Source organism: Bacillus canaveralius (assembly GCF_002860125.1).
Classification (GTDB): domain Bacteria; phylum Bacillota; class Bacilli; order Bacillales; family Cytobacillaceae; genus Bacillus_BJ; species Bacillus_BJ canaveralius.
Map to the genome: position 1 here is coordinate 116,952 of NZ_PGVA01000028.1, position 24,774 is coordinate 141,725.

General features: G+C 38.5%; 21 protein-coding genes and 1 tRNA gene. 13 read left to right on the forward strand and 9 right to left on the reverse strand.

Features of this window, described 5'->3' with window-relative positions; genetic code table 11:
* Nucleotides 1-59: 59 nt before the first annotated feature.
* Entirely contained in the window at nt 60-2,360 is a 2,301-nt protein-coding gene (locus CU635_RS12880; protein WP_101577776.1) for a UvrD-helicase domain-containing protein, read from the reverse strand.
* Between the two features lie 149 nt (nt 2,361-2,509).
* Here CU635_RS12880 and CU635_RS12885 point away from each other — a divergent pair, with 149 nt between their 5' ends.
* Entirely contained in the window at nt 2,510-2,785 is a 276-nt protein-coding gene (locus CU635_RS12885; RefSeq protein WP_101577777.1) for a hypothetical protein, read from the forward strand.
* A 21-nt stretch (nt 2,786-2,806) separates the two neighbouring features.
* On the opposite strand, the gene CU635_RS12890 is transcribed toward CU635_RS12885, so the two are convergent.
* Nucleotides 2,807-3,493: a DUF421 domain-containing protein gene (locus CU635_RS12890; RefSeq protein ID WP_101577778.1), complete on the reverse strand. Its 687-nt coding sequence runs from the start codon at nt 3,491-3,493 to the stop codon at nt 2,807-2,809.
* Nucleotides 3,494-4,389: 896 nt separating this feature from the next.
* Between CU635_RS12890 and CU635_RS12895 the strand changes: the two genes are divergently transcribed.
* The gene (locus CU635_RS12895) at nt 4,390-5,178 is read left to right on the forward strand and encodes a putative hydro-lyase (protein ID WP_101577779.1); all 789 of its coding nucleotides are present in this window, start codon (nt 4,390-4,392) and stop codon (nt 5,176-5,178) included.
* Nucleotides 5,179-5,433: 255 nt separating this feature from the next.
* Here CU635_RS12895 and CU635_RS12900 read toward each other — a convergent pair whose 3' ends face one another.
* Both CU635_RS12900 and CU635_RS12905 read right to left on the reverse strand, forming a co-directional pair.
* Nucleotides 5,434-5,919 (reverse strand): hypothetical protein, encoded by a 486-nt coding sequence (locus CU635_RS12900; RefSeq protein WP_101577780.1) that lies wholly within the window; start codon nt 5,917-5,919, stop codon nt 5,434-5,436.
* A 61-nt stretch (nt 5,920-5,980) separates the two neighbouring features.
* On the reverse strand, nt 5,981-7,903 hold the full coding sequence (locus tag CU635_RS12905) for a primary-amine oxidase (RefSeq protein WP_101577781.1): 1,923 nt from the start codon (nt 7,901-7,903) through the stop codon (nt 5,981-5,983).
* Between the two features lie 532 nt (nt 7,904-8,435).
* Between CU635_RS12905 and CU635_RS12910 the strand changes: the two genes are divergently transcribed.
* The 4 genes from CU635_RS12910 to CU635_RS12930 all read left to right on the forward strand — a co-directional run bounded on the left by CU635_RS12910 (nt 8,436) and on the right by CU635_RS12930 (nt 14,711).
* Nucleotides 8,436-9,275 carry a helix-turn-helix domain-containing protein gene (locus CU635_RS12910; RefSeq protein ID WP_101577782.1) on the forward strand — a complete coding sequence of 280 codons (840 nt, stop codon included), beginning with the start codon at nt 8,436-8,438 and terminating at the stop codon, nt 9,273-9,275.
* 487 nt (nt 9,276-9,762) lie between these two features.
* Entirely contained in the window at nt 9,763-11,247 is a 1,485-nt protein-coding gene (locus CU635_RS12915; RefSeq protein WP_101577783.1) for an aldehyde dehydrogenase family protein, read from the forward strand.
* A 420-nt stretch (nt 11,248-11,667) separates the two neighbouring features.
* The gene (locus CU635_RS12925) at nt 11,668-13,161 is read left to right on the forward strand and encodes a sodium:solute symporter family protein (protein WP_101577785.1); all 1,494 of its coding nucleotides are present in this window, start codon (nt 11,668-11,670) and stop codon (nt 13,159-13,161) included.
* Nucleotides 13,162-13,277: 116 nt separating this feature from the next.
* The gene (locus tag CU635_RS12930; RefSeq protein WP_180955727.1) at nt 13,278-14,711 is read left to right on the forward strand and encodes an amidase; all 1,434 of its coding nucleotides are present in this window, start codon (nt 13,278-13,280) and stop codon (nt 14,709-14,711) included.
* Nucleotides 14,712-15,015: 304 nt separating this feature from the next.
* On the opposite strand, the gene CU635_RS12935 is transcribed toward CU635_RS12930, so the two are convergent.
* The 3 genes from CU635_RS12935 to CU635_RS12945 form a co-directional block, all read right to left on the reverse strand.
* Nucleotides 15,016-15,441 (reverse strand): GNAT family N-acetyltransferase, encoded by a 426-nt coding sequence (locus CU635_RS12935; RefSeq protein ID WP_101577787.1) that lies wholly within the window; start codon nt 15,439-15,441, stop codon nt 15,016-15,018.
* Nucleotides 15,438-15,959, reverse strand: a complete 522-nt coding sequence (locus CU635_RS12940; RefSeq protein WP_101577788.1) for a YjcG family protein — start codon at nt 15,957-15,959, stop codon at nt 15,438-15,440. Before CU635_RS12940 ends, CU635_RS12935 begins: the two co-directional genes overlap by 4 nt.
* Before the next feature lie 207 nt (nt 15,960-16,166).
* Nucleotides 16,167-16,889 carry an alpha/beta hydrolase gene (locus CU635_RS12945; protein ID WP_101577789.1) on the reverse strand — a complete coding sequence of 241 codons (723 nt, stop codon included), beginning with the start codon at nt 16,887-16,889 and terminating at the stop codon, nt 16,167-16,169.
* A 181-nt stretch (nt 16,890-17,070) separates the two neighbouring features.
* Between CU635_RS12945 and CU635_RS12950 the strand changes: the two genes are divergently transcribed.
* Nucleotides 17,071-17,535 carry a DinB family protein gene (locus CU635_RS12950; protein WP_101577790.1) on the forward strand — a complete coding sequence of 155 codons (465 nt, stop codon included), beginning with the start codon at nt 17,071-17,073 and terminating at the stop codon, nt 17,533-17,535.
* A gap of 212 nt (nt 17,536-17,747) precedes the next feature.
* Here the strand turns inward: CU635_RS12950 and CU635_RS12955 are convergent, their stop codons facing one another.
* Nucleotides 17,748-18,296 (reverse strand): DsbA family oxidoreductase, encoded by a 549-nt coding sequence (locus CU635_RS12955; RefSeq protein ID WP_308303497.1) that lies wholly within the window; start codon nt 18,294-18,296, stop codon nt 17,748-17,750.
* Between the two features lie 374 nt (nt 18,297-18,670).
* Between CU635_RS12955 and CU635_RS12960 the strand changes: the two genes are divergently transcribed.
* A tRNA-Val gene (locus CU635_RS12960) sits at nt 18,671-18,742 on the forward strand.
* Between the two features lie 140 nt (nt 18,743-18,882).
* A complete protein-coding gene (locus CU635_RS12965; RefSeq protein WP_101577792.1) occupies nt 18,883-19,929 on the forward strand; it encodes a DmpA family aminopeptidase in 1,047 nt (348 codons plus the stop codon).
* A 179-nt stretch (nt 19,930-20,108) separates the two neighbouring features.
* On the opposite strand, the gene CU635_RS12970 is transcribed toward CU635_RS12965, so the two are convergent.
* Entirely contained in the window at nt 20,109-21,005 is an 897-nt protein-coding gene (locus CU635_RS12970; protein WP_101577793.1) for a LysR family transcriptional regulator, read from the reverse strand.
* 125 nt (nt 21,006-21,130) lie between these two features.
* Here CU635_RS12970 and ald point away from each other — a divergent pair, with 125 nt between their 5' ends.
* The 4 genes from ald (at nt 21,131) to CU635_RS24350 (ending at nt 24,533) form a co-directional block, all read left to right on the forward strand.
* Nucleotides 21,131-22,261 carry an alanine dehydrogenase gene (ald, locus tag CU635_RS12975; RefSeq protein ID WP_101577794.1) on the forward strand — a complete coding sequence of 377 codons (1,131 nt, stop codon included), beginning with the start codon at nt 21,131-21,133 and terminating at the stop codon, nt 22,259-22,261.
* A 12-nt stretch (nt 22,262-22,273) separates the two neighbouring features.
* Complete coding sequence (gene dat / locus CU635_RS12980; RefSeq protein ID WP_101577795.1) at nt 22,274-23,125, forward strand: D-amino-acid transaminase; 852 nt, start codon at nt 22,274-22,276, stop codon at nt 23,123-23,125.
* 1 nt (nt 23,126) lies between these two features.
* On the forward strand, nt 23,127-23,846 hold the full coding sequence (locus CU635_RS12985) for a gamma-glutamyl-gamma-aminobutyrate hydrolase family protein (RefSeq protein ID WP_101577796.1): 720 nt from the start codon (nt 23,127-23,129) through the stop codon (nt 23,844-23,846).
* A 393-nt stretch (nt 23,847-24,239) separates the two neighbouring features.
* Entirely contained in the window at nt 24,240-24,533 is a 294-nt protein-coding gene (locus tag CU635_RS24350) for a DUF3899 domain-containing protein (RefSeq protein WP_374702650.1), read from the forward strand.
* The last annotated feature ends 241 nt before the right edge of the window (nt 24,534-24,774 follow it).

The following is a 24,774-nucleotide window of genomic DNA, read 5'->3' on the forward strand; positions in this document are numbered from 1 at the left end:
AAAAGGACTTCGGCAAGTCCTTTTTTTGTGTATAAAAACAATGCGATCAGTAAAGGAGATCATTTTCTATTGCGTAAAAGGGGTGTTAGGAATCTCGTTTGCTGTGCTATTTTTCCGCGTCTTTGTTCTGGAACCGAGATGTACAGCTGGTCCTTTGCCCTTGTGATCGCAACGTAAAGCAGCCGTCTTTCTTCCTCAAGCGGCCCGGAGTTTCCAATACGGAAAGCTTCAAGAGCATGGTCATGTGGCATGCTGCCATCTACAGCCCCGAGGAGGTATACCGTATCGTATTCAAGTCCTTTCGCTTTATGGATTGTACTCAATGTAATGGCTTTTTCCAGTTGGCGGCCAATGGCTTTCACTTCTTTCATCATCGCCATCATATGCTCAGCATGCTCAATAAATTCACGTATATTTGTAAAATTTCTCGCAGCAACCTTCAAATCTCTAAGATCATCTGATCCTTTTTCGGTGCTATTGCCTTCATTCCCGCGTTTCTTGACAAATTCTTGATAGCCAAGTTCTTTTTCGACCGTTTCGATCGCGGTCAACGGAGACAAAGCGGATAATGACCTGACAACCGGTACAAGCTTTTTAAGCTTTCGTTCCTGGAAAGCAAAGCCCGTTTTAACGCGAGACAGGGCTTCGAGCAGTGAGCAGTCATTCAGGATACTGTTTGCTTTTACATCGCGGATCACGGCCTGTTTCATAAATAAAGCAGGCAGTATTGGCTGAAGCGCAGACTGGTCATCCTCATTTAAGCTTAGTTTTAAAAAGGCAAGCATACCCTTAATAATAAACCGATCATAAAAAGACTCTGCCTCATTGTCAACTTTAAACGGAAGACTAGAGTGGGCGAGCCGCTCAAAAACCGCCCGGCTTGCGGTATGGGTCCGGAATAAAATCGCAAAGTCACCTGGATCGGCCCCCGCAGCTATTTTTTCCTGTATATCAGTGACAATCATCGTTGCTTCCTGTTCTTCATCAAATGGATAAAACAGAACCGGGGAATGATTCTCACAAAATTGCGCCTTCATTTCCTTTGGTCTTCGCTGTTTATTCTCGGAAATGACCCGGTTGGCGGTCGAGACAATTTCATGATTGGAACGATAGTTTTCTGAAAGAACGACGATTTTTGCATCGGGAAAATCCTTCTCAAACTCAAGCAGATAGGCAGGATTGCTTCCCCTGAAAGCGTATATGGATTGATCGTCGTCGCCTACTGCACAGACATTTTTTGTGCTGGCGGAAAGCAGCTTTATTAATTCGTACTGCACTTTGTTTATATCTTGAAACTCATCAATTAAAAAATATTGAAAGCGATTTTGGTACATTCCCAATATATCTGGAGAGTCGAGGAATAGGTGATAGCATCCAACGAGCATGTCATCAAAATCAAACAGGCTTTGCGATTGCTTACTTTTTTCATAAGCGTTGAAAAGGAAAACAGTCTTTTCTTCCCATTCTGTATCAGGTTTAACCTGTGAAGGCGAAAGCAGAGAGTTTTTCCAGTAGCTGATCTGCAGAAGAGCAAGATCAAAGGCAAACTCCTTATCATCAAGACCAAGCGCTTTGCCCGCTTCTTTTACTATTTGCTCCTTACGCCACGTCTGTTTCAACAGTTTTTCCGAAGACCAGCTTGCTGGGTCATGGAAAGAAAGGATCCGATAAAAAATACTATGAAAGGTACCTGCGACGAGCTGACGTGTTTTGTCCGGGCCGGTCGCCGGATAGCGCGATAGCCTGGTTTTCATTTCTGCCGCTGCTTTCGCTGTAAATGTTACGAGCATAATGTTTTTCGGGTCAATATTTTTTTCGTTGATGAGATATGCTGTCCTTGCCGTCAACACCCTTGTCTTTCCGCTTCCAGCACCGGCAAGGACGAGAAGTGCTCCATCAGTATGGGCTGCCGCTTCCATTTGGTTAAGATCGAGACCAATCCCCGATTGCTGAAGCTGGTGAAAGTACCCTTTCGTTTCCAATGGCTGACCAGGCTGTGATCGTAAAAAAGGTGAGGAAGACGCGATCCTTTTAATTGGCTTATAGGTGGATCGGCTTACGGCAACAGTTTGAATCTGGCGGGCTTTAGGAATCCGAAACCCGTTTTTGTCTATATATTCAGGCGTTTTATAATCGGTTAAAGCCTCGGCGATCGTTGGCGACTCCGGGCAGTCTTGTTTGTACATGTTCGTATGCCTAAAACTGGGCTCGTTTTCAATGCTGAAATGGAAACGAACCGTTTCGCCGCATGTTGGGCAAGTTAGTTCGCCCTTTTTGCCCTTATCGTATAATTTTTGGAAGTTTTCCAAGCTTTCTGTTTTTAGATGTAATGGTTTTCCTTGATAAACAGCGGTCTGCAATGGTAATCCCTCATTTAGTAACTAAAAATTCCACAACCATAATCATACCAAAACAAGCAGCTATACAAAAGTTTCTTTAGCAACAGGTTTAATCATATTCAATAAAGGGTAGAGGGAAATATAATGATATGTGTAAAGAGGTGTGAACGATGGGTTATATTTTGCCGATCACGAATTATCAGTACGCTCAGTACGCAGAAAGGGAGATTGGAGTACATTATGACCCTTTCATACTGACTCCTGTTGAAAGAATTAATAAACTGGGTAAAGCTTATCAAACCCACGAAAATAGCGCGGTGACACAACGGCAAATGGGCGATACCCGTTTCACTCCGGTCCCCAAAGTGAAACGCAATGAAGAATTCATTGACAAAACATACGCAGAACTTTCTGGAAAAGGGCGAAACTTTAATAAAATCGTTTAAGCATGGTGAAGGAAAATCTCTTTAAGGACTGGATTTATATGTTTGGATATGTAGAGGTTTTCCTTTCAGCCATTCTGCGTATAAGACTTCTTTAGCAGAGAGGACACCAGCTTTTTCAATTTCCGCTTCCAAATCTTTTTCATTCCAACCAATACTCTGCAAATTATCATAGACAATCTCGCCATCCAATATCAAAGTGACCGGTAAGTGAACTTCATGTAAAGGCAGCTTTAAATCCTGGGTAGTAGGCGTCTGAAAGGGAGGCTTTTTTAATACACTGATTGAGCCATCTGTCTCCAAGATCGCATACTCACATTCCCTAATCGTGAAAGTGTCTTTTTTTCGGAGTAAATGCTGAAGCTGGTTAATATCCAGGTGGTTTTTGCGCAATTGGTTATAATCTATCTGCCCTTTTCGGACGACAATCGACGGATTCCCTTCCAGCAAACCCCGGACACCCTTCTTTTTTTGTGTAAGTATTTCTGTTCCGAAGATAAGCATGCCCCATATCGCGATCGCAAATAAAATTTCTATTAGACCTATTTTTTCATCGTAAAACGCATTTCCAACTAATTCTCCCAGTACGAGCGCAGAAATAAAATCAAAAGTTGTAATTTGGGTGATCTGCGTTTTCCCCAGTAATTTTGTGATCAGAAAAAGCGCGATATAGCCAACGACAAGCTCGATAAATATATGAAAAAATTGCATTTTTATCTCTCCTTCACAACGAACTAAACATTAGTTTGTGTTATTCTTCAGTAAATTATTGAAACAGTCAGCCAAAAAGTGAATTTTAATGTCCTTGTAAGTAGGCTTTTTTGTGAGTGGGTTTTGGTATAAACTAATAAAACTGTCACATCTATTGGCGGGACCCACAAACTTTAAGTACAATTCTTTACCCGAGGAGGTGTGTAGATGAAGCTAAAAACTTGCAATGCCTAATCGCATTTCTGATCATGATAATATTTTTATCAGGCTGCTCGGGTGGCAGTTTCACAACTGTGATGTCTGTTGAAAAGAATTCGGATCATAGCACTGAGATGTCTTACTCAAAGTTTAAGGTAAGTTAAATTTACTACATTGACGCTCGAAAACGAAGATGAACTAACATTAAGTGTTGAAGTAACAACAGTAAGTGGACATTTAACGATTGCTTTAATCGATGAGGAAAACAATGAATTATAGAAGGTGGAAAATCCTAAGAAACGCCCCAGTTCCACGGTTAAAATAAACAAGGATGGCACCTATTAATTAAAAGTTGAAGGGAGCCACAAAGGCAGTTATAAGGTTAGGTGGGATATCGCTAAATAGTGGAAACGCTTTGTACATTACATGCGAAATCGATTAAAAGAGAATCAAAAAGGGCTAAACAAAAGGTTGACAGCTTTTTGGTTAGCCCTCAGTATTTATTTAGTAATATCCCGTGTATTAGGTGTAATGCTGGTCGCCGAATATATAACAAAAAATCATCGACGGATTATAAACATCGCTTGTGGATAAAGATTTTTGGTATTATTATAGTGATTGCGATGACGCATATAGGCGGTAGTTCTTTGATAAAGGGTTTTCACAATGATTTAAATAGTATATGGGGGAGTATGCACATGACATCTATTACAGTAATGAGCCCTTACAAGGCTCGGGAAATGATTCGCAAAAACGGATGGTTGAAACCTACATCTGGTCTCGCACATGGGTATATCCAGGCTAATTTAGCTGTGCTGCCAAAAGATTTAGCCTTTGAGTTTCTTCTCTTCTGCCAGCGTAATCCTAAGCCGTGCCCTATCATAGATGTAATAGAACCTGGTTCAGCGATTCCATCTGTGGCCGCCCCTAACGCAGACGTCCGAACCGATATTCCAAAGTACCGGGTTTACCGTCATGGTAAGTTAGTTGAAGAAAAGACGGATGTAACGAATCTTTGGGATGAAAATATGGTTGGCTTCCTAATTGGTTGCAGCTTTACATTCGAAGAGGCCCTGCTGAAAAATGGAATTCCGATCAGGCATATTGAGGAGAATCGCAATGTACCTATGTATAAGACAAATATCCAATGTGTAAAAGCTGGACGGTTTGAAGGCCCTATGGTGGTCAGCATGCGGCCAATGTCTGAAAAAGACGCCATCAGATCGGTCCAGGTAACAAGCCGTTTCCCTTCTGTCCATGGGGCACCCGTGCATATCGGGAACCCCGCCAATATTGGAATAAAAGATATTCACACTCCGGATTTCGGTGACAGCGTAACAATTAAAGAGGGTGAGGTCCCGGTATTCTGGGCTTGCGGTGTTACTCCACAGGCGGTTGCCATGCATGTCAAGCCTGAGATCATGATCACACATGCCCCGGGATATATGTTTATTACTGACCTGCCTAATGAACAGTTTTCGATTTAATAACTGATTTGCACTATATAAAGAAGGCGTCCAAAATAAGATTTGGACGCCTTTGCTCTTGCCAGCGCATCGGCTTTATGGAATGCAGATTTGGGATTGGCCCAAACGGAGTGCCCATATAACACTTGACTCATGAATGCACCCTTAGATGAAGTTGTGAAATAAAGGTAAAACTCTGTGTATTCATAGTGCTCTTATGGTTTGATAAGAGGGGAGCCTTGCAGAAGTTTCCCCATAAACAACTGTTGTATGAAATTAAATTATGCTTTTTTTCACGTTGGTGCTATTTAATAACCTATTATGATTCGGTTTAATGGAATCACGATTAATCGTAATTATAGAGAGTGAAATGATAATGATATAAATAGCATTGATTAAGAAAAGAAAGAACGCCCAATTTGCGGAGTGATGCAACATCATTCCGATCATTGCCCCTATCATGCCTCCCATAATTCCTTCAACCATTCCACTTAGCATGACATAAAAATTGAAAGCCTGGCCTAGAATGAGCCCAATAGCCATACCCAGGATAGTAGAAATAACCGTAGAAGAAACAAGATCATGGCCGTAGATAAGACCTAAAATCGAACCTATCGTAAGAGTGATTACGACGCTTAATACCATGATAATAATATGTGTGTGAATGATTGAAGTGTTTAACTGCTGTCGTATTCTAAAAATAAACAAGATGCAACAAATCGTCAGTAAGGCTATTACTGCCAAGTTGGCGATTAGTAACAATTTGATCACTCCTTATTTTTATAAGAAAGTAGGGATTGTATACAATATGCCGACTAAGCGCTTAATGGTGACTACAGTGTCTATCTTTCTTTGGTTTAGATGGGGAAACATCAAGTGCAGGGTTTCGATCGAAGAACCCCACGGGTTTTAACGAAAAGCCCATATAAGCAGTCGGCATAACCGGCCAGTCCTCTGGACGAGTGATGTGATGATGTCCCATGGTGTACCACACAACTATATCTGTGTTGTTTATTGTACGATTTTCTTTCGTCCACTTTTCTAGACCGTCTCCTCCTGGATGTTGATTAGGATAGTCTCCTGCAGCAAATTTTTCATTTTCATTAAAAGGTGTTACCCATAAATGATTTTTAATGAATGCGGCACGTTTTAAAAGGCTAGAATTTTCATCCGCAAAGGGCAAACAATTTTCTCCAGGGAATAATTTATATCCGACCGGGTCATCCACGATGTTCTTTTTTGATTTGTTAATAATTTTCCAGTAACGAGCCTTTTCAAGGTCCATTTTTCTCTTTGCTTCTGCTTCGGTTTTGAACTCGGTAGATACTGCAGTAAATGCATTACCATAAGGACTATCACAACGTACCGTATCTACTTCACACACTGAATTATCCAATCCATCCACCATCATATCTAACCTGAGATTAAAGAAATGCTGATGATGCGCTGCATATAGCTGCGGAGCAACAAGATTTCCATATTTTGCTGTAACACCAGGCTTTAACGCTTGTGTATGGACGATACCGGTTAGCTTTACTTCGTATTCGATATTTCCATCTTGGTAAAAATACCAAAAGAACCCGTATTCATAATTTCCTACTGTCGATATACTTGATAATACTAAACGTCGAGAACGCCGGACTTCCACATGGTTTGTTCTCCAATCAGTATGTTTCCAAAGAATACCGAAATCCTCTTCATGCAGACAAATTGCATTAGGAATTTTAACGGGATTTCCACGACTGTCAGCCAATGCGACATCAAAATATTTGATTTCACCAAGACAATCGCAGCCTAACTCCAAAGAGTTTGCTAGCATTCCAACTCCATATTCGCCTACATCAAATGCATTGTTTCGACTAAGGGGTTCATCGGGATCTCCATAAGGTACGACCATCTCGGATAAAGAAGCCCGGTATAGTATCGAACGGTGTGTTCCCCCATCGTTATAGGTAACCGTATGTAATACCAGACCCTCCCTTGGGGTGAATCCAAAACGGATCTTCCACTTTTCCCAGCTAATTTCATGTCCATTAATATCAAAACTTGGACCTTCTTGCTGAATTATGTCTAAAGGTTTTATAGTTTTTCTTAGTTCCCCTAGTTGGTCAGCCCTATAATTTCCATCGAGTGGAGGGAATGGGATTACTTCTTTGTCAACGACTTTGACTACTTGCATAGTATCTAAATTAACAAATGCATAGAGACCCGAGATAGGACGAGCATAACCATTATCGTTATCAGAAGCTTTGTACCAGCAAAGCGTACGTGCTAGCCGCACGCCGTTTTCTTCCACAAATCCAAAGTTCCCCACTGACCATGGATCAGCCATAACTAAGTCAAAGTTTGTAATCCCTCTTTTGATGAAGGCAGCTTGCATTTCAGGATTCTCTTTTACTGCCTTTTCACATTCTATAAATTCATCAAGCATGATGGCAGGTTGTACATTTGGTATGAACCGCCAGGACTTCACCTTTTCATTGTTTAAGGAAACGATGGCTTCATAAGTTTTGGCCTCTGCATTATCGAGCAATACTAAAAACGCTTGTCTCTCGATTGGGTCATCCTCTTTATAATTTAAGACTATAGCTTTGGGTGGCTCATGTAATGTCACACTGACAAAACGGTAAGAGTTATTCAGGTCTTTCTCCTTTTTTAAGGTCGCAGTTGCAAGTGCGATCTCTTCAACAGTTAGGGGCTCAAGGGGATGAGTGATTTTTTTTCCTTTATCAGTAATACTGGCCATAATCAAAACTCCTTTACAATAGAATAGATAGTAAATCAGACAAACCATTCATAAGGAAAATCGATTTGTATAAAATTAATGATATCTGTTTTCATCAGAAGTTTATTGTAAAAAGCGGAATTATGGTGCTCATACTCTGTAAAAATATTAATACTTCATAAAGTAATTTCACCGTATTAACACTGAATAGATTGACACTCCTTTAACTAAAAAATATTTACAATTAATCAAATAGCATTTAAGATAGCATTATCGGTTTTAAGAATATTCAAAAAATTTCACAAACTGTGTTAATAAAGTTGAGATCTGGAAATGAGTAAGTTGATTTACCCTATAGATAGGAGAATATAGTAGTTTAGTATCCGTAAGGTTAGAAACAAGTGATATAAATAAATATGGATATGCTGGTTAGGGACCTAATAAAAATTCTATTATTACTCAAACCCTTATATTACATAATTTGATGAGTTATTCAAACTCTTCTGAGTTAGTTAAATTTGAATTTTTCTAAAATATAAGGAGTGAGCCTAATTTGAAAACTAATGTAAAGTTAGCAGGAAAATATTTTTTTCCTTCTCAACCTGAAATCGAAAGTAATACCCAGCAATATAAAGAAGTAAAAGCAAAAGGGCATTTATGTAAGGATATTGCGCTATTTTATCAATTCAAAACTAAAAAAAATGAAATCAGCTCGTTTTCAGTTATTCCAGATGGCTGCTTTGATATTCTTTTTTGTTGTGGTTCGAACAAACATTCTGCTGTACTTTGGACCAGTCCGCTTCACCGAACCACGCAACATGATTTTGAAAGCGAATGTGACTATTTTGGTATTAGATTTTTACCTGAGCAAAAAGTTTTTAAACTAAAGAATTCCATGAAAGAGTTACTTGGTAAGAAAATTCCTTTATTAGATGTTATCTCTTTAGATTCTTCCATTGTAGAGAAAATCGGAGCAGCAAAATCTTTTTATGAGCGAATCGTGCTATTTGAAACGTTTATCAAAAATAGCGCATCCAGCTTGAATTATAGTCTAAATATAGTTGAATATTCTATTAAGAAAATTTACTCATCAAACGGACTAATTAATATTGACAAATTATCTAATGAGACGGGATATTCAGCTCGTCATTTACGCAATAAATTCGAGGAATATATTGGATTTTCACCAAAACAATTCAGTGAAATAGTTAGATTTCAAAATTCATTAGCTATGGTCCTTCATACAGACAACATTAATTTATTAGATGTAGTTCATGAAAATGGCTATCATGACCAAGCGCATTTTATTAAGGGATTTAAGAAGTTTGCCCATTTGACCCCCATACAATTTAAAGAAGTTGTTTCTCAATATCCATATAATAAAAAGTTTTGAGAATTTAAAAACGAAGTTTCTCTCCGGAATACCTTCCTACTACAAACACTCTCAGTAAGAAAGTTATCAAAAACTTACGCAGACAAATAATTCTTTTCTATGCTAATTTCTGAGTTATATACCATAAAATAACAATCTGTTAGTAAATTATCAACAAACCCGTTATTTCAAGTTAATAAGTTTCACTGGAACAGATAAAATTAGGGAGTCAACCTCCACCTTTGTGTTATTTAGTGTGCTGTCTGACTAAATTATCTCAAGGATGTGGCATGGTGCCCCCTTTTTTTAGTATTTTTGGTTTTCGGATATATAAGAGAGTACTACTCATTAGAAAGCATTTGAGTATTTTATTTAATTCAAAACACATTTTCTTAATATTCCGTTTTTTACAATTATCAAAAAACAAATTAAGTTATCTTTTATAACAATAGAAGAAAACCATTGCAGCTTACAGTTCTAAAAAAACTCGATTTCAAGGAGTGAAAAAATGGAGAAGACAGTAGGGTTTAGCTTAAAACCTAGAGTGGCAGAATTTATTAATGGTCACAAGAAACTCTTCATTAATGGTGACTGGGTGAATGCGTTATCAGGAAAGACGTTTGAAACCATAAATCCTTCAACGAGTGAAGTCCTTACTCGTGTCGCAGAAGGAGGTAAAGAAGATATTGAGCGTGCGGTTAAAGCAGCAAGGAAAGCTTTTGAAACTGGTTACTGGTCGAAAATGAGCGCAGCCAACCGCAGTCGATTGATATACAAGCTAGCTGATTTAATGGAAGAACACAAAGAAGAGCTTGCGCAACTAGATACATTGGATAATGGGAAGCCGATTCGTGAAACCACCAATGGGGATGTGCCTCTTGCGATTGAGCATTTTAGATATTATGCAGGCTGGGCCACAAAGATTGTAGGTCAAACAATTCCGGTAGAAGGAAATTACTTTAATTACACACGCCACGAGCCTGTTGGTGTAGTAGGACAAATTATCCCATGGAACTTCCCTCTCCTTACAGCGACATGGAAGCTAGGAGCGGCTTTAGCCACTGGTTGTACAGTGATTTTAAAGCCAGCCGAACAAACCCCTCTTTCTGCGTTATATCTTGCTAAATTAGTACAGGAAGCTGGATTTCCAGCAGGTGTTCTCAATGTAGTTACAGGTGCAGGAGAAACAGGCGCACACTTAGTTGATCATCCTGATGTAAACAAAATCAATTTCACAGGTTCGACTAAAGTCGGAAAGAAAATTATGGTAAAAGCATCCAAAACATTAAAGCGCCTTACGCTCGAACTTGGCGGAAAATCACCGAATATTATTCTTCCCGACGCAGATATGTCTCAGGCGATTCCAGGAGCATTAAATGGAATTATGTTCAACCAGGGGCAGGTGTGTTCCGCGGGTTCCCGGCTATTTATTCAAAAAAAGGTTTACGATAATGTGATAGCAGATCTCGTGTCGTATGCTAAAAGTATAAAACAAGGGAATGGAATGGATCCGGATACTGCTATGGGGCCGCTTGTGTCCCAAGAACAGCATAACCGTGTCTTGACTTACATTCAAAAAGGGAAAGAAGAAGGAGCTGAACTGCTTACAGGCGGTTCTGTACCACTTGAAGCAGGATTTTTTGTAGAGCCAACTATCTTTTCTGATGTAAATGATAAGATGACCATAGCTAAGGAGGAAATCTTCGGACCAGTTTTAGCAGCAATGCCATTTGAAGATATTGATGAAGTTATTAGCCGGGCAAACCTTTCCGAGTACGGACTAGCTGCGGGTGTATGGACAGAAAGCATTAAGAACGCTAATTATGTAGCACACCGCTTAAAGGCTGGAACTGTTTGGGTTAACTGCTATAACGTGTTTGATGCTGCTTCACCATTTGGCGGTTATAAGCATTCTGGATTCGGACGTGAAATGGGTACTTATGCTCTAAATAACTATACTGAAGTAAAGAGCATTTGGATAAGTTTGGAATAAAATACAAAGAATTATCGATATTTAGAGCTGTTTTCTTACACAAAGGATTTTATTCAATATGTAGACCGTGTAAGAGGGGCGTCTCTATTCGCTGATTGTAAGTATAAGGCGATCTTGTAGTAACTAAGGCACTGCGTAATGCATCTGATTTAAATAATGAAAGTCTAATAATCTTAATTTCAGATAAAAAAAGGAGGATATATTAATGACGAGCGGGAAAATTACACTTATTTTTGTATTGTTTAACTGCTTAATGTTCTCCACTTTAGTTTTTCCACCATTTTTTAAGTTATTTAACAAAATTGAGCCGTGGATTTTTGGACTACCTTTTGTTCAGTTTTGGATCATATTTGTAATAACCGTTATTTCACTTTCTTTTATTGTATGGTACAAAATCGAAGAGGCAAGGGGTGAGTTAGAATGAATGCCATTATATCCATTTCTGTTATATTAGCATTTTTTGTAATCAATGCGATTGTCATTAAAATATTTCACCGAGAACAGGATACGTTAGAAGAGTATGCCGTTGGTGGACGATCTTTTCCATGGATTCTTAGTTTATTTGGATTTTTGGGCGCGTGGTATGTAGGGGCAATGTATACTGGATTTTTTGCTGATTCAGCGAATATAGGAATATTTTCACAATATGCTGCTGTCTATTCTGTGGGAACAATAACCGTCATGTATGTTTTGGTAAGGCCTGTATGGATTTGGGGGAAATTATATAATTTAGAAACGATTGCTGATTTCATTGAGTTAAGATACAACAGTAAAGCGTTCGCAACGTTCATTGCTATATTCACATTTTTGTTTTGGAGTCCATGGCTTATTGTTGAAATAAAGACAATCGGTTATTTAGTTTCTGCAGCTACCTATGGTGTTGTTCCTTTTAATGTGGGATTGGTTTTGGTTAGCCTATTTGTCATAATATATTGCTGGTTAGGAGGATCAAGAGCGAGTGCTGTGGGAAGTCTGGTGCAAGGAATATTTTTCACGTTCATTGGTAGCATCACTGTCTTGTACCTGTTTAATAAAGCTTATGGCGGATTCACGACTATGTTTCAAATGGTTGCGGAAAGGGCGCCTGAATTATTAATTATTAACGATAAAATAGGTTACGGTGTATGGAGTTCTGCGATTATCGCCGGAATACTCGGTGGAATGATGAGTCCTGCAATTTTTGCTCGTATGTATATGTCAAAAAGCGTAAAGGAGGCTAAAAAATCTGCTTTAGGTGTCCCGATTATTGGAGCAGCTTTTACTATAATACTTTTGTCCTTAGGTTTAGGAGGAAGTCTGCTTAATGGTTTTCCAGAAGATGCTCAATCCGGTATCTTTTGGATGGCAGAACAATATGGGGGACCAGTAGTCCTTGGGTTAATTGGAATATTTGCAATGGCTGCAAGTATGTCTACCATCAGTGCCGTTGTAACAGCTGCCGCAGTCATGATTGGGAAAAACATGTTAGGGCTATTTGACTTGAATAGAAGACAAATTCTTAAATATGCGAAACTGTTAACACTAAGTGTAGGTATTATTGCTATCTTCATAGCGACAATGGAAATTTCAAGATTGGTTAGCATTATCCTTTATCTTTATGATTGCATAGCTCAAGTTGCTGTACCAATAATTTTAGGGGTCTTTTGGAAGAAGGGGCATAAATATGGAGCGGCAGCCGGAACGATTGTGGGCATGTCTATTGTCTTATTAAAAGGCCCTTTTCCTTGGTTGGTAAGCTGGGCTGGTGGACTTTCGGCTGGCCTTGTGGGACTATTGCTAAATCTAATTATTTATATTGTTGTCTCCGCTGCTTTGCCAAAACAGAATCATGTTGATCAACTGTTCGATGACTTAAATAACGGTTCGGACACGAAGATTAAGATAAAATTAAAAGGAGGTGAAATCGCACAGTAAAATTATATACTAATCAATTGTTCGACTCACAAGCGCAAGCTATACAAAAATAATATAAAAATATTTCAGAATTTAAAAAATATTTTTACGAGTGATTAATGGAGGAGGAAAAAACCATGACTCAGAAAGATGAATTAGCCTGGAAATCTGCATTGGAGCTTTCATATTTGATTCGAACGAAAAAGATTTCTCCTGTAGAAGTAGTAGAAATTTGTCTTGAAAGGATAGATCGTATAAACCCGATAATAAATGCATTTTGTACATTGATTCCAGAACAAGCACGCGAATCTGCAAAACTGGCAGAGAGCCAAGTAATGAAAGGTATCTCTCTAGGTCCATTACATGGGATCCCAATTGCAATAAAAGACCTAACACCTGTAAAAGGTGTTAGGTTAACGATGGGCTCAAAATTGTATGCTGAGCAAGTTGCAACAGAGGATGCAATAGTAGTTAAGAGGATCAAACAAGCAGGTGGAATTATTGTTGGAATGACGAACACACCTGAATTTGGTTTTAAAGGAACAACAGATAATCTATTATTTGGTGCTACACGTAATCCTTGGAAGCTTGATAGAATATCAGGGGGTTCAAGCGGAGGATCAAGTGCTGCTGTTGCAGCAGGGTTAGTCCCTTTTGCTGAAGGAAGTGATGGGGGTGGTTCAATTCGGATTCCGGCTGCGATTTGTGGAGTTTATGGTTATAAAGCAACTTACGGACGAATTCCGTATGAAACAGTAGGTCCTTTTTATTCCCAAGCACCCTTCATTCATTTTGGACCTATCGCAAGAACTGTATCTGATGCTGCTCTTCTTTACTCAGTTATGGATGGGAGTGCGGAAGATGAACCATTTACTTTCCCAATAAAAGAAAATATTTTTGAGACTCTAGAAACGGGGATTCAAAATTTAAAAGTAGCTTACTGTCCGGATCTTGGTTTTTTTGAAATCGATCCTGAAGTTCGAAAAGCATGTGATAATGCTACTGGTATCTTTAAAGAATTAGGGTGTATTGTTGAAGAAGTAAATCCAAGGTTTGAAAATCCAAAGAAAAATATTGAAGAAGCATGGGCAACTCTTTGGTATGGAATGGTAGCGACTTCGCACGGTAGTTTATCTCAAGATAAGCTGGAACTACTTGACCCAAAAGTACAGGAATTTATTAAACTTGGAAAAGAATTGAAAGCAACAGAATACATTCAAGCAAATAAAGCTCGTGAGGAAGCGTGGTCAAAACTGCAGAACATTTTTAAAGAATATGACATCATAATATGTCCAACTACAGCAGTTCCAGCATTTTCTCTAGATACTTGGGGACCTACAGAAATTAATGGAAAGCCAATCAATCCTTTCCATGGTTGGTTTTTGACTTATCCTATTAATCTTACAGGTCATCCAGCGGCTTCTATCCCGTGTGGATTTTCTGGAGAGGGATTACCCATTGGCTTGCAAATTATTGGACGTCGTTTAGAGGATGAGACTGTATTTCGTGCTTCCCGTGCCTTCGAACGATTATCTCCATGGAGCGAAATGCGTCCTCAATTCCAATCTTAAATTGGTAGATTGGATTATTGTTAAAATACACAGAGAATTTAAATGTGCAAGTAAGGAAGCAGTTTGTGAATTACTACACCCTTTAAGAAAATCCTCAGCATGGAGGTAAACTCCTTGCTGTTCAAATTAACTTTTGCCAATTCTTTGTGCATTCACAAGAAGGGACTCATAAAGGCAGTCATAAGGTTAGTTGTGATATCAAAAATAGTTAAATGGCTTGTACATGACAGTACGAAAAGGAATCAGAGAGAAATGAAACAGGGCTAAACAAAAATTTGTTACTGTTTCGTTTAGCCCTTAGCATTTATTTTGTGAATTTTTTCATCGTTTTATGGGGGATACCTGCATCTAAAAACTCCCCTGAAACAACTTCATAGCCCAAGCGGCTATAAAAGGGAATAGCATGGGTTTGTGCGTTAAGCTTTAAGGCCGATATCCCATTGCCGGCGGCATATGCTTCTATTGCAGCCATTATCGCTTTACCGGCTCCGGTCTTTCGGTACTCCTGTAGCACACAAATGCGTTCAACCTTTCCAAAACCATCAACAACCCGGAAACGGCCGGCACCAGCAGGAGTTTCACCATCATATAAAACAAAGTGAACTGCGTTGGATTCGAACTGGTCTATTTCTTCTTCTTCTGGAACTTGCTGTTCTTCAACGAATACCTTCTTACGGACTGTAAAGGCATCCTCTAATTCTTGTTCGGTCGAAACGGTAGTGACTTTCAATTTTGATTATCCTTTCCCAGGCGAAATGTTTCATATACAGTCCATTGGCCGCTTTCCAGCTGATAAAGGAGGTGGAAGCGGTCTACGGTTTCTTCATGGTCAATATCCAGCATTTTTAAAGAACCGTATACATCCGAATGTTCTGCATCCGATAGATTTTGCCCGATTGTAATATGAGGAACAAAAGCATACTCGGGCTGGCCATCATCAAAGCTTTTTAGAAACTCGTTATGCAGGCCTTCCAATTGTTCTGTAACTTCAGCTTTTAAATAGATTACATTGTTTACCGGATGAAATGAACTGACCCGGTATACCCTCAGCCTAAACGGTTCGTAGTTCCCGGCGATCTCCTCAAGTTTTTTAGTCAGTTCTGTGATCTGTTCTTCTGTTGCCTCAAACCCGCTTCTCAACGTCAAGTGTGGCGGAATTAACGCGTAGTGTGTATCATAACGTTTTCGATAAGAGTTGGCTAAATCTTGCAGCTTTTTTGTCGGAAAAATAACGATACCGAATTTCATATTATGACCTCCAATTTTATAATTTGGGATTTATGAGATTGAATTAAATGTCAAGGAGTTAAAATTCGAACATGCACGCCAATGTAAAAAGGAGCCGGAATTGAACTGTTTTAGAAAAAAAAGAATTTAATACGATTATAACAAATCTTCTGAATTGATAGGTTAATTATACCCCTCTTGCCCCGAAAAAGCATATATTAGCCAAATTTAAAACATTGTTCCCAGAGCCTGTCTTAAATTGGGCTGCCAATAGGACCAAGTATGATTGCCGGCAAATTCTTCAAAATGGTACGGAAAGCTTTTTTTCTGGAACACCTCCGCTAGATGGCGGTTCGGTGTCAGGAAGTCCCTATCGTTTTCGCTCGACGTTTTAACATTGGTTTCTTGATTTCCGACTACATGGTATATATGTACTAAAGGCGGGGACTGAAAGGCTTCTACAAGTTCAAGCACCCGATCGTTCACAAACGGAGACTGGAGAATTATCCGTCCAAATATATTGGGATATTCCAACGCCGTCATTAAAGACACGGTCGCTGCCAGCGAGTCGCCGATCAGTGCTCTGCCCATGCCCATTTGATAGGTTGGAAACTGTTTATCTAAAAATGGGACAAGTTCATGGGCGAGAAAACGTATATAGTTTTTCTGCTGGCTTCCTTGCGGGTGATATTTTTCGCGTCGATCTTTGACATCTTTGTAGGGCACACCAATGATAATGACATTTTCTATTTCTTTATTATGCAGCAATTCATCGGCGATGCGCCCGATTCTGCCAAATTGAAAATAATCCTTTCCGTCAGATGCGATTAACAGAGAATATTTATAAAGAGGTGAGAAGGAAGCCGGTAAATAAACGAGAATATTTACATCTTCCCCCAACTCTTTGCTTGGAATCGTCATATCTTTGATTGTACCTCGTGGAATTTCCATTGCTGTTTCCTCCAATGCTCAGACCCACTGTCGTGCTTTTTAAAAGGCTTTTTATGCGATTTTATCATAACATTTGCAGAAATGCTTTTTTGGCTATCCAGCATCAACTTTCGACAATTATGTTATAATACGAATATTCTGAACGTAATTGTAAAATTAAAACATAACAAGGGGGAAAAGCATGGACAGTGCTGTATGGAAACTTGCAGAAGACATCAGGGGTTATACACTGGAAATTTTAGATTCAATACCGGACGAATTGACAGATTTTGTGCCAGATGGGTTTAATAACTCGGTTCGCTGGAATGCAGGCCATATTCTGCTCGACCAATATTTGTGGTTTTACCATAAAATCGATGATAGCATGCCACTACAAGAAATTGCGCCTTTTTTCAATTATGGAAGTGCTCCGCGGGATTGGACCCAGACCAGCCAGCCACCTTCGATTGGAGAAATTAAGCAGCTTTTACAAGCACAAATACCTTTTTTGAAAGAGACGTTTGCCGCAAGATTCGATGAGAAGTTGAATGAAGAATCAGAACATGGTATCCGGACAATCGGTGATGTGATTCCAAGAACGATTTATCACGAAGGACTGCATACCGGCACGTTAATTTCGTTACGGAAAAAGCTTTTGGGCAAGTGAGTCTCCATTTTCGTAGGTTTTTTATAGTGATCTCAAGACGTCTTATATTTGGATGATTTCTGCAAGCTGTCTTTGGCTGGGAGTATGGATAGTGTGAACAATGTTAAAGTTATTTTTATCAGGCAGTAAAAGCAATACAAAAGCATCAGCTGCGGCTGATGCTTTGAAAGTCATTTATTTTAGCTGTGCAGCTTATCAGACAATAAAAAATTTTACTTGGCGGATTCCTGGTCGATAATTGCTTCAAGTGTTTCCTTAGTATTTAGTCCCTGGACACGCTGGCTGCCGATAAAGAAGGTGGGTACTGCCGTGATGGCGGCTTCTTCATAGGCATGCCTTAAAGCCTGTTTATGGGCTCTTTCATAATTTCGATCTTCCAAGGCTTTTTGAAAAGCGTCACGCTCTAAACCGATTGAAGCGGCAATCTCGGTTAACTCATCAATAGATCCGATATTTTTACCGTCACGCCAGAAAGCCTCCAATACAGCTTCCACATACTCATTTCCTTTGCCGTTTTCTTTCGCAAATTGGTACCCTTCATGTGCAAAATGGGTATGGGGCATCGGATCAATATCCGGCAGCTTCATGTTGACACCGAACCGTTCAGACAGCGGCTTGATCGAAGACTTCCAGCTTTGCTGCATTTTCTCGCTTTTTGGCGACAATGTTTCATATGGAAGCGGGCGAAGCTCAAACGGCATCCATTCCAGTTCAATATTTTCTTTTTCCTTTATTGCTTCCTTCAGCGGAGCCTCCGCTATATAGCAAAACGGTCAAACAAAATCAGAATAAACACGAATTTTTAATGTCATCGCTGTTCCTCCTCGTATATTTGTTAGTAGTTTAAAGCTGTTTTGTCAGTATAGCTATTAATATGCTTCAAAGCTCGAGTGATTTTTCAAAAGACAGATTAGCAAATGGGTGGTAAGATGTAGAAAAACTTTTGAGAGCTGCTTTATATGCTGTTTCGAAAGGATCATTTTGAAACTTTTTGAGTAAAGAAGAAAGCCTCAGAAAACTCCTTGACTTTTGTTCGAAGATACATATAATTAAATATGTACCTTTTAAGGTTCAACAAATTACAAGCTGCTATCTCAGCTTGAGAGCAAAACTTTGCTCGCACAAATCATATTACGATCCGATAGTTCAGCGGGAGAATACATCCTTGACAGGGATGGGGTCGGGGGTTCGAATCCCTCTCGGATCACTATTGGGAAAAGGCTGGAATCCTTGATTTATCAAAGGTTTCAGCCTCTTTTTATTTTGAGTTTCTTTCATGCTTTTTTTATCAGAATTAGCTTTTTGCTATAGAGAGAGTATACCGACTACTTATATTGGAGGGTAAATATGAAAGTAAGAGCACAAGGAATTACGATAGGAAAATTACCAACTGGGAGCAAGAATTGTATAACAGATATCAAAGGGATTAAAGTAGGCCACTTTACGATTGATACTGCGCTGAATGAAGAAGGAAGTGAGTACGCATGTACGGGAGTAACAGCAATACTTCCACATGGCGGGAACTTATTTAAAGAAAAAGTAACAGCCGCTAGTTATGTCATTAATGGGTTCGGAAAAACAACAGGACTTGTTCAGATTAACGAATTAGGGTTACTTGAATCGCCCATTATGTTAACAAATACATTCGCAGTACCCACTGTGACACATGCAACCTTACAATACATGCTTGAGCAGAATGCGGAAATAGGAGAATCTACTGGTACGATCAATATCGTGGTGGGTGAATGTAACGACAGCTACTTAAACTCAATTCGACGGTTTTCAGTACAGTCTGAACATGCAGTTGAAGCCATTAAAAATGCATCCAACAACATTGTTGAGGAAGGATCTGTTGGCGCTGGAAAAGGAATGGTGTGTTTTGGATATAAAGGGGGGATTGGTAGCTCTTCTCGTGTCATCCAATCTAATGATATATCTTATAAAATCGGTTGTCTTGTCCTAAGTAATTTTGGCAAAAAAGAAGAATTTCAATCAGGCAAGTATAACATTCAGTTTAAGGATAACGGTAATGTAGCTCTTTCCGAAACTTCCGATGGCTCAATAATCATTGTGTTGGCGACCGATGCGCCACTTAGCGAACGGCAACTTCTTAGGATATCCAAAAGGTGTGGAATCGGACTAGGGAGAACGGGTAGTCATTTTAGCAATGGAAGCGGAGATATAGTTATTGCTTTTTCAACAGCACATAGAACACCACATGATTACATAGATAACATCGAATTTCGAAATCAATTGAGGGATGACCACCCAGTAATGAATGAAATGTTTTCAGCTGCTTCTGAAACAACAGAGGAAGCTATTTTAAATTCTATGTCACAAGCTGAAACAACCAAAGGTAGAAATAGCAGAGTTGTTCACCAATATCCTTTTTAGATGAATATAAATTTTGTAATTAAAAGCGTGCACTTTATATTAGTAAATTCAACTTCATTAACAAAATCGTAGTACTGTCATGGGAGTTCCTTGGCAGTTCGTTTTTAATTTAAAGCAACCATTGATACCAAAATAATATTTCTTCATCAAACAATGCAACGGTACCAATTTTTATTTTGTCAGTTTTTTTCTAGAGCTAGTTTTTTTAGTACAAAATCAACGAAGATTTTTAGAATCCCTTCAATCTTTGTATCCTTTAAATATATTAGCTGAAAAGGGCGATTTAGATTAGGAAGATCACCAATTTTTATGATATTTAAATTTTCTGTTTTCAGCTCATCTTCAATTGAAAAACGCGGAAGAATTCCAATTCCGATTTTATTTTTCACCATTTGTTTGGCAAGTTCAATATTATCTACTTCTACTACAACATTAGGCTGGATTTTCATACTATGAAATGCATTATTTATCAAAGCCCAATCCAGTGAACCCCTGTTAAATTGAATGAGATCCTGACTTGCTACCTCATCAACAGACACTGTTTTCTTTGCAGAAAAAGGATGATCTGGATATATAGCTAGTACCATTTCATCATCATAAAGATGAATGGACTCGATTTGGGGATGTGTAACTGAACGTGAGATCCCTATAGGAACCTCATGATTTAGTACCATGTCAAGAACGTTATGAGAATGACCTGTATGAACAACCAACTTTACTTGAGGGAACGCCTCATGAAACTCACTGATCCAAGCAGGCAAAATATAATTCGATACCGTAAGAACAGTTGAAATTCTCAGTTCCCCTTCCGTTTTTCTATTTTTTTGCTGAATGGCAAGGACACCGTCCTGCATGTTCTGAAGTAAAGATCTAGCGTAAGGTAGAAACGTTTCTCCTTCCTGAGTCATCGATACATTTTTTCCATTACGATTAAACAAGGGATAACCAATTGCATTTTCAAGCGACCTTATTCTTGCGCTGACAGCAGGTTGAGATATGAAAAGAATTTCACCTGCTTTACTGAAATTCCCTGTTAATGATACGTAAATAAAGGCCTCAACTTGTTCGATATTCATCTGTGCAACCACCCGTATAAAAAAATGTGATGAAGCCTATAAAATAATTTGATTGGATTTATTCCTTCTTATAAATTAATTTAATATTTAAAATATATCAAATTAATGTAAGGGAGAGAAGAAGATTGATTATAGGTGTCCCTAAGGAAATTAAAAACAATGAAAATCGAGTTGCCTTAACGCCGGCTGGAGCAGACACATTGATTAGAAATGGTCATCATATTTTGATAGAGACTAACGCCGGAACAGGTAGTGGTTTTGAAGACTGCTACTATTCTGAATTGGGTTGTGAAATTGTAGAGAATGCTCAAGAAGTCTGGAGCAGATCCAATATGGTTATGAAAGTAAAAGAACCTTTACCTGAAGAATATTCTTTTTTTAGGGAAAATCTTATTTTATTTACTTACCTTCATCTGGCTGCTGAAATCAAACTCTCATACGAACTTATGAAGAGTGGAATGACCGCAATTGCATACGAAACCATTCAATTGGAAAATGGAACACTGCCGCTTCTAACACCTATGAGTGAGGTTGCAGGTAGAATGGCTCCACAAATCGGGGCTCAGTTTCTTGAGAAACCGCGGGGTGGTAAAGGCATTCTCTTATCTGGAGTGCCAGGGGTAAATCGAGGCAAGGTAACCATAATTGGTGGGGGAGTGGTTGGAAATAATGCAGCTAAAATGGCATTAGGACTAGGTGCAGATGTGACCATAATTGATTTAAATCCTGATCGGCTACGCCAACTTGATGATTTATTTGGCAGACAAATTCAAACCTTGATCTCTAATCCCATGAATATCTCTCACTCAATTATGCAATCTGATTTAGTTATCGGCGGAGTATTAATACCTGGAGCAAAAGCACCAATATTAGTAACAGAAGAAATGGTAAAGCAAATGAAATCCGGTTCAGTAATTGTAGATGTAGCTATAGATCAGGGTGGAATAGTTGAAACTATTGACCATATTACAACACATGATAATCCAATGTATACAAGACACGGTATCGTCCACTATGCAGTCGCAAACATGCCTGGGGCTGTTCCACGCACATCTACTATTGCTTTAACGAATTCCACGGTTCCTTATGCTTTAAAGCTAGCAAACTCATTTGGTAAAGCAATTAGAGAAAACTTACCGTTAGCTAAAGGGGTGAATGTTTTAGGAGGATATATCACAAATAGGGCAGTTGCCCACTCACTCGGATGTGAATTTCGGTCTCTTGATGATTTACTACTAAATTCGGTAGCTGTATAGGAGGAGAATTCCGTGGAAATTGGATTTATTAATGGTGAGTTCATTGATATTAATAAGGCTGTGCTACCGATCGATGAACGAGGTCATCAATTCGGGGATGGGGTTTATGAAGTTGTTAAAGTCTACGATTCAAGTCCATTCTTACTAGATGAGCATTTGCTACGTCTAGAAAAGAGCGCTTCAGAAATTAGAATAAATCTTCCATATACTTTACATGAAGTGAAGAAAATTATTATGGATGGACTTTCCTTGTCTCAATTACAAGAAGCGGAAATCTATTTCCAAGTAACAAGAGGAATTGCTACTCGCAATCACTTGTTTCCGAAAGTACCAGCATCCTTTACCATGACGATTAGACCAGCGAGGATAGTTCTAAAACAATACTATAATGATGGAATATCTGCGACTCTTTCTAATGATGAGCGGTGGACTAATTGTCATATTAAATCATTAAATTTATTGCCAAATGTAATAGCTAAGCAGAAAGCTTTCGATAGCGGTTACTTTGAAGCAATTTTAGTAACAAAAGATGCTTATATTACGGAAGGTACTAGTAGCAATATTTTTGTAGTAAAAAATAATAAATTATATACCACTCCTTTAACCTGTAACATACTCCCTGGTATTACTCGGGCTGCTGTCTTAGCAATAGCAAAAGAAAAACAAATAATATTTAAAGAGGAATCGTTCTCTACCACATTTCTAATGGACGCTGACGAGGTTTTTATGACAAGTACTTCTGTGGAAATTCTCCCTATTTGTTCTGTCGATCATAATCTGATTTCAAATGGTAAGCCTGGCCCCATTACCAAGAGCCTTTATGAAGCATACAGTCAGTTATATTCATTAAAGGGAGTAAAGTGATATGAACCCTATTATTGGTGTAACTTCTAATTTAATTGATCAACAGCTTTGCGTTTCTATGGATAACATTGATGCATTAACAGGTACAGATGCTGTCCCACTTGTACTTCCTAATTTGCTCGATATGGCAATGATAAATTCAATAGCTGGGAGGCTTGATGGTCTTTTGGTTTCAGGCGGAGGGGATATTGATCCAACACTTTTTGGTGAGGAACCTCATCGAAACCTCGGAATTATTTGTCCTGAAAGAGACTCATTTGAAATCAATATCATAAAGAAAATGCTTGTTCTAGATAAACCGATCTTAGCAATTTGCAGAGGTTGCCAAATTTTAAACATTGCTGTTGGAGGAGATATGTATCAGGATATCTACGATCAGCATGATAGATCACTGTTGCAGCACGCTCAAAAAGCCCCCCGATGGCATGCGTCTCATTATGTCAATGTGAAAGCTGATTCATTACTGTTTCAAATTACTCAAAAAGAAAAGTTTAAAGTAAATAGTTTTCATCATCAGGCGGTAAGACGGATACCAGTAGGATTCGAAGCTTGCGCTATGTCCAGTGATGGTGTAATGGAAGCATTTGAAAGCAAAACACATGCCTTTGTTTTAGGGATACAATGGCATCCGGAAAGTATGGTTATGAGACGAGATCGACATTCAATTTCAATATTTGAAACATTTATTGAAGCATGCAAACAGAACAGGATTAAGGTGTAGGAAGTTATGCGCATCATAGATACACATTGCGATACTTTATATCGAATCTATAAAAATCGTGATCTCATTTATTCTGAGTCAGTGGAGCTTCAGACTAATATAAATTGGTTACAGGCAGGAGAAGTCCAAGTCCAATTTTATGATGTATTTGTTGGTCCAGAAATAAAATGCAATCCTAAATTTCAAGTACCTTGACCAAATTGATATTTTTTGCCTATTTTAACAATCGGCCAATTTGTTGTAAGTTGAGTAAAGTTACAATATAGATACCCACGGTGACCATATGTTTAAAGGGTGTTGCAGAAGGAGGAGTTTATTATTAAAACAATTTATAGAGTTTCTCTTATAATATGCTGCACATTTTTGCTATCTATCATGGTATTGACGGCTACTATGAATTTAACCTTTTTGCATTTTATTAATATCATTTTTATTATTTCAATAAGCCTATTAGTGCTGGGCTGTATTATGTTTCTTATACAGAGAGATTCTTTTAATCGAATGAGAAGTAATTTTAAGCGCTTCTACAAATCATTCGACCAATCTTATATTTATGCGGATCAAATAGAAGGAAAAGTAGGAAAACCGGATCAGTTTCACGTGCATAATCCTTATACCCAATCAATATTATGGGCTGGTTTTATTCTTTCTGTTATTTCTTTAATTGGTTCGTTTATGGTTGTTTGAAATAGTTCTTCTTATAAATATCCTCTATATAAGTAATAAAAAAGTTTAATATTACTTCAGTTCAGAATTGTGCTAATATATAAAAAAGTTAGATAATTTTTATATATTAAAGTGTGAAAGGGGAGGATACCTTAAAAAATTAGTACTTAGGCTTAACTAACAACTAGATTCTCTTATAAAACTTCTATGGCTTGATCCACAGAATCAATCTCTAATAGTTTAGATAGAGATCCAACCTCAA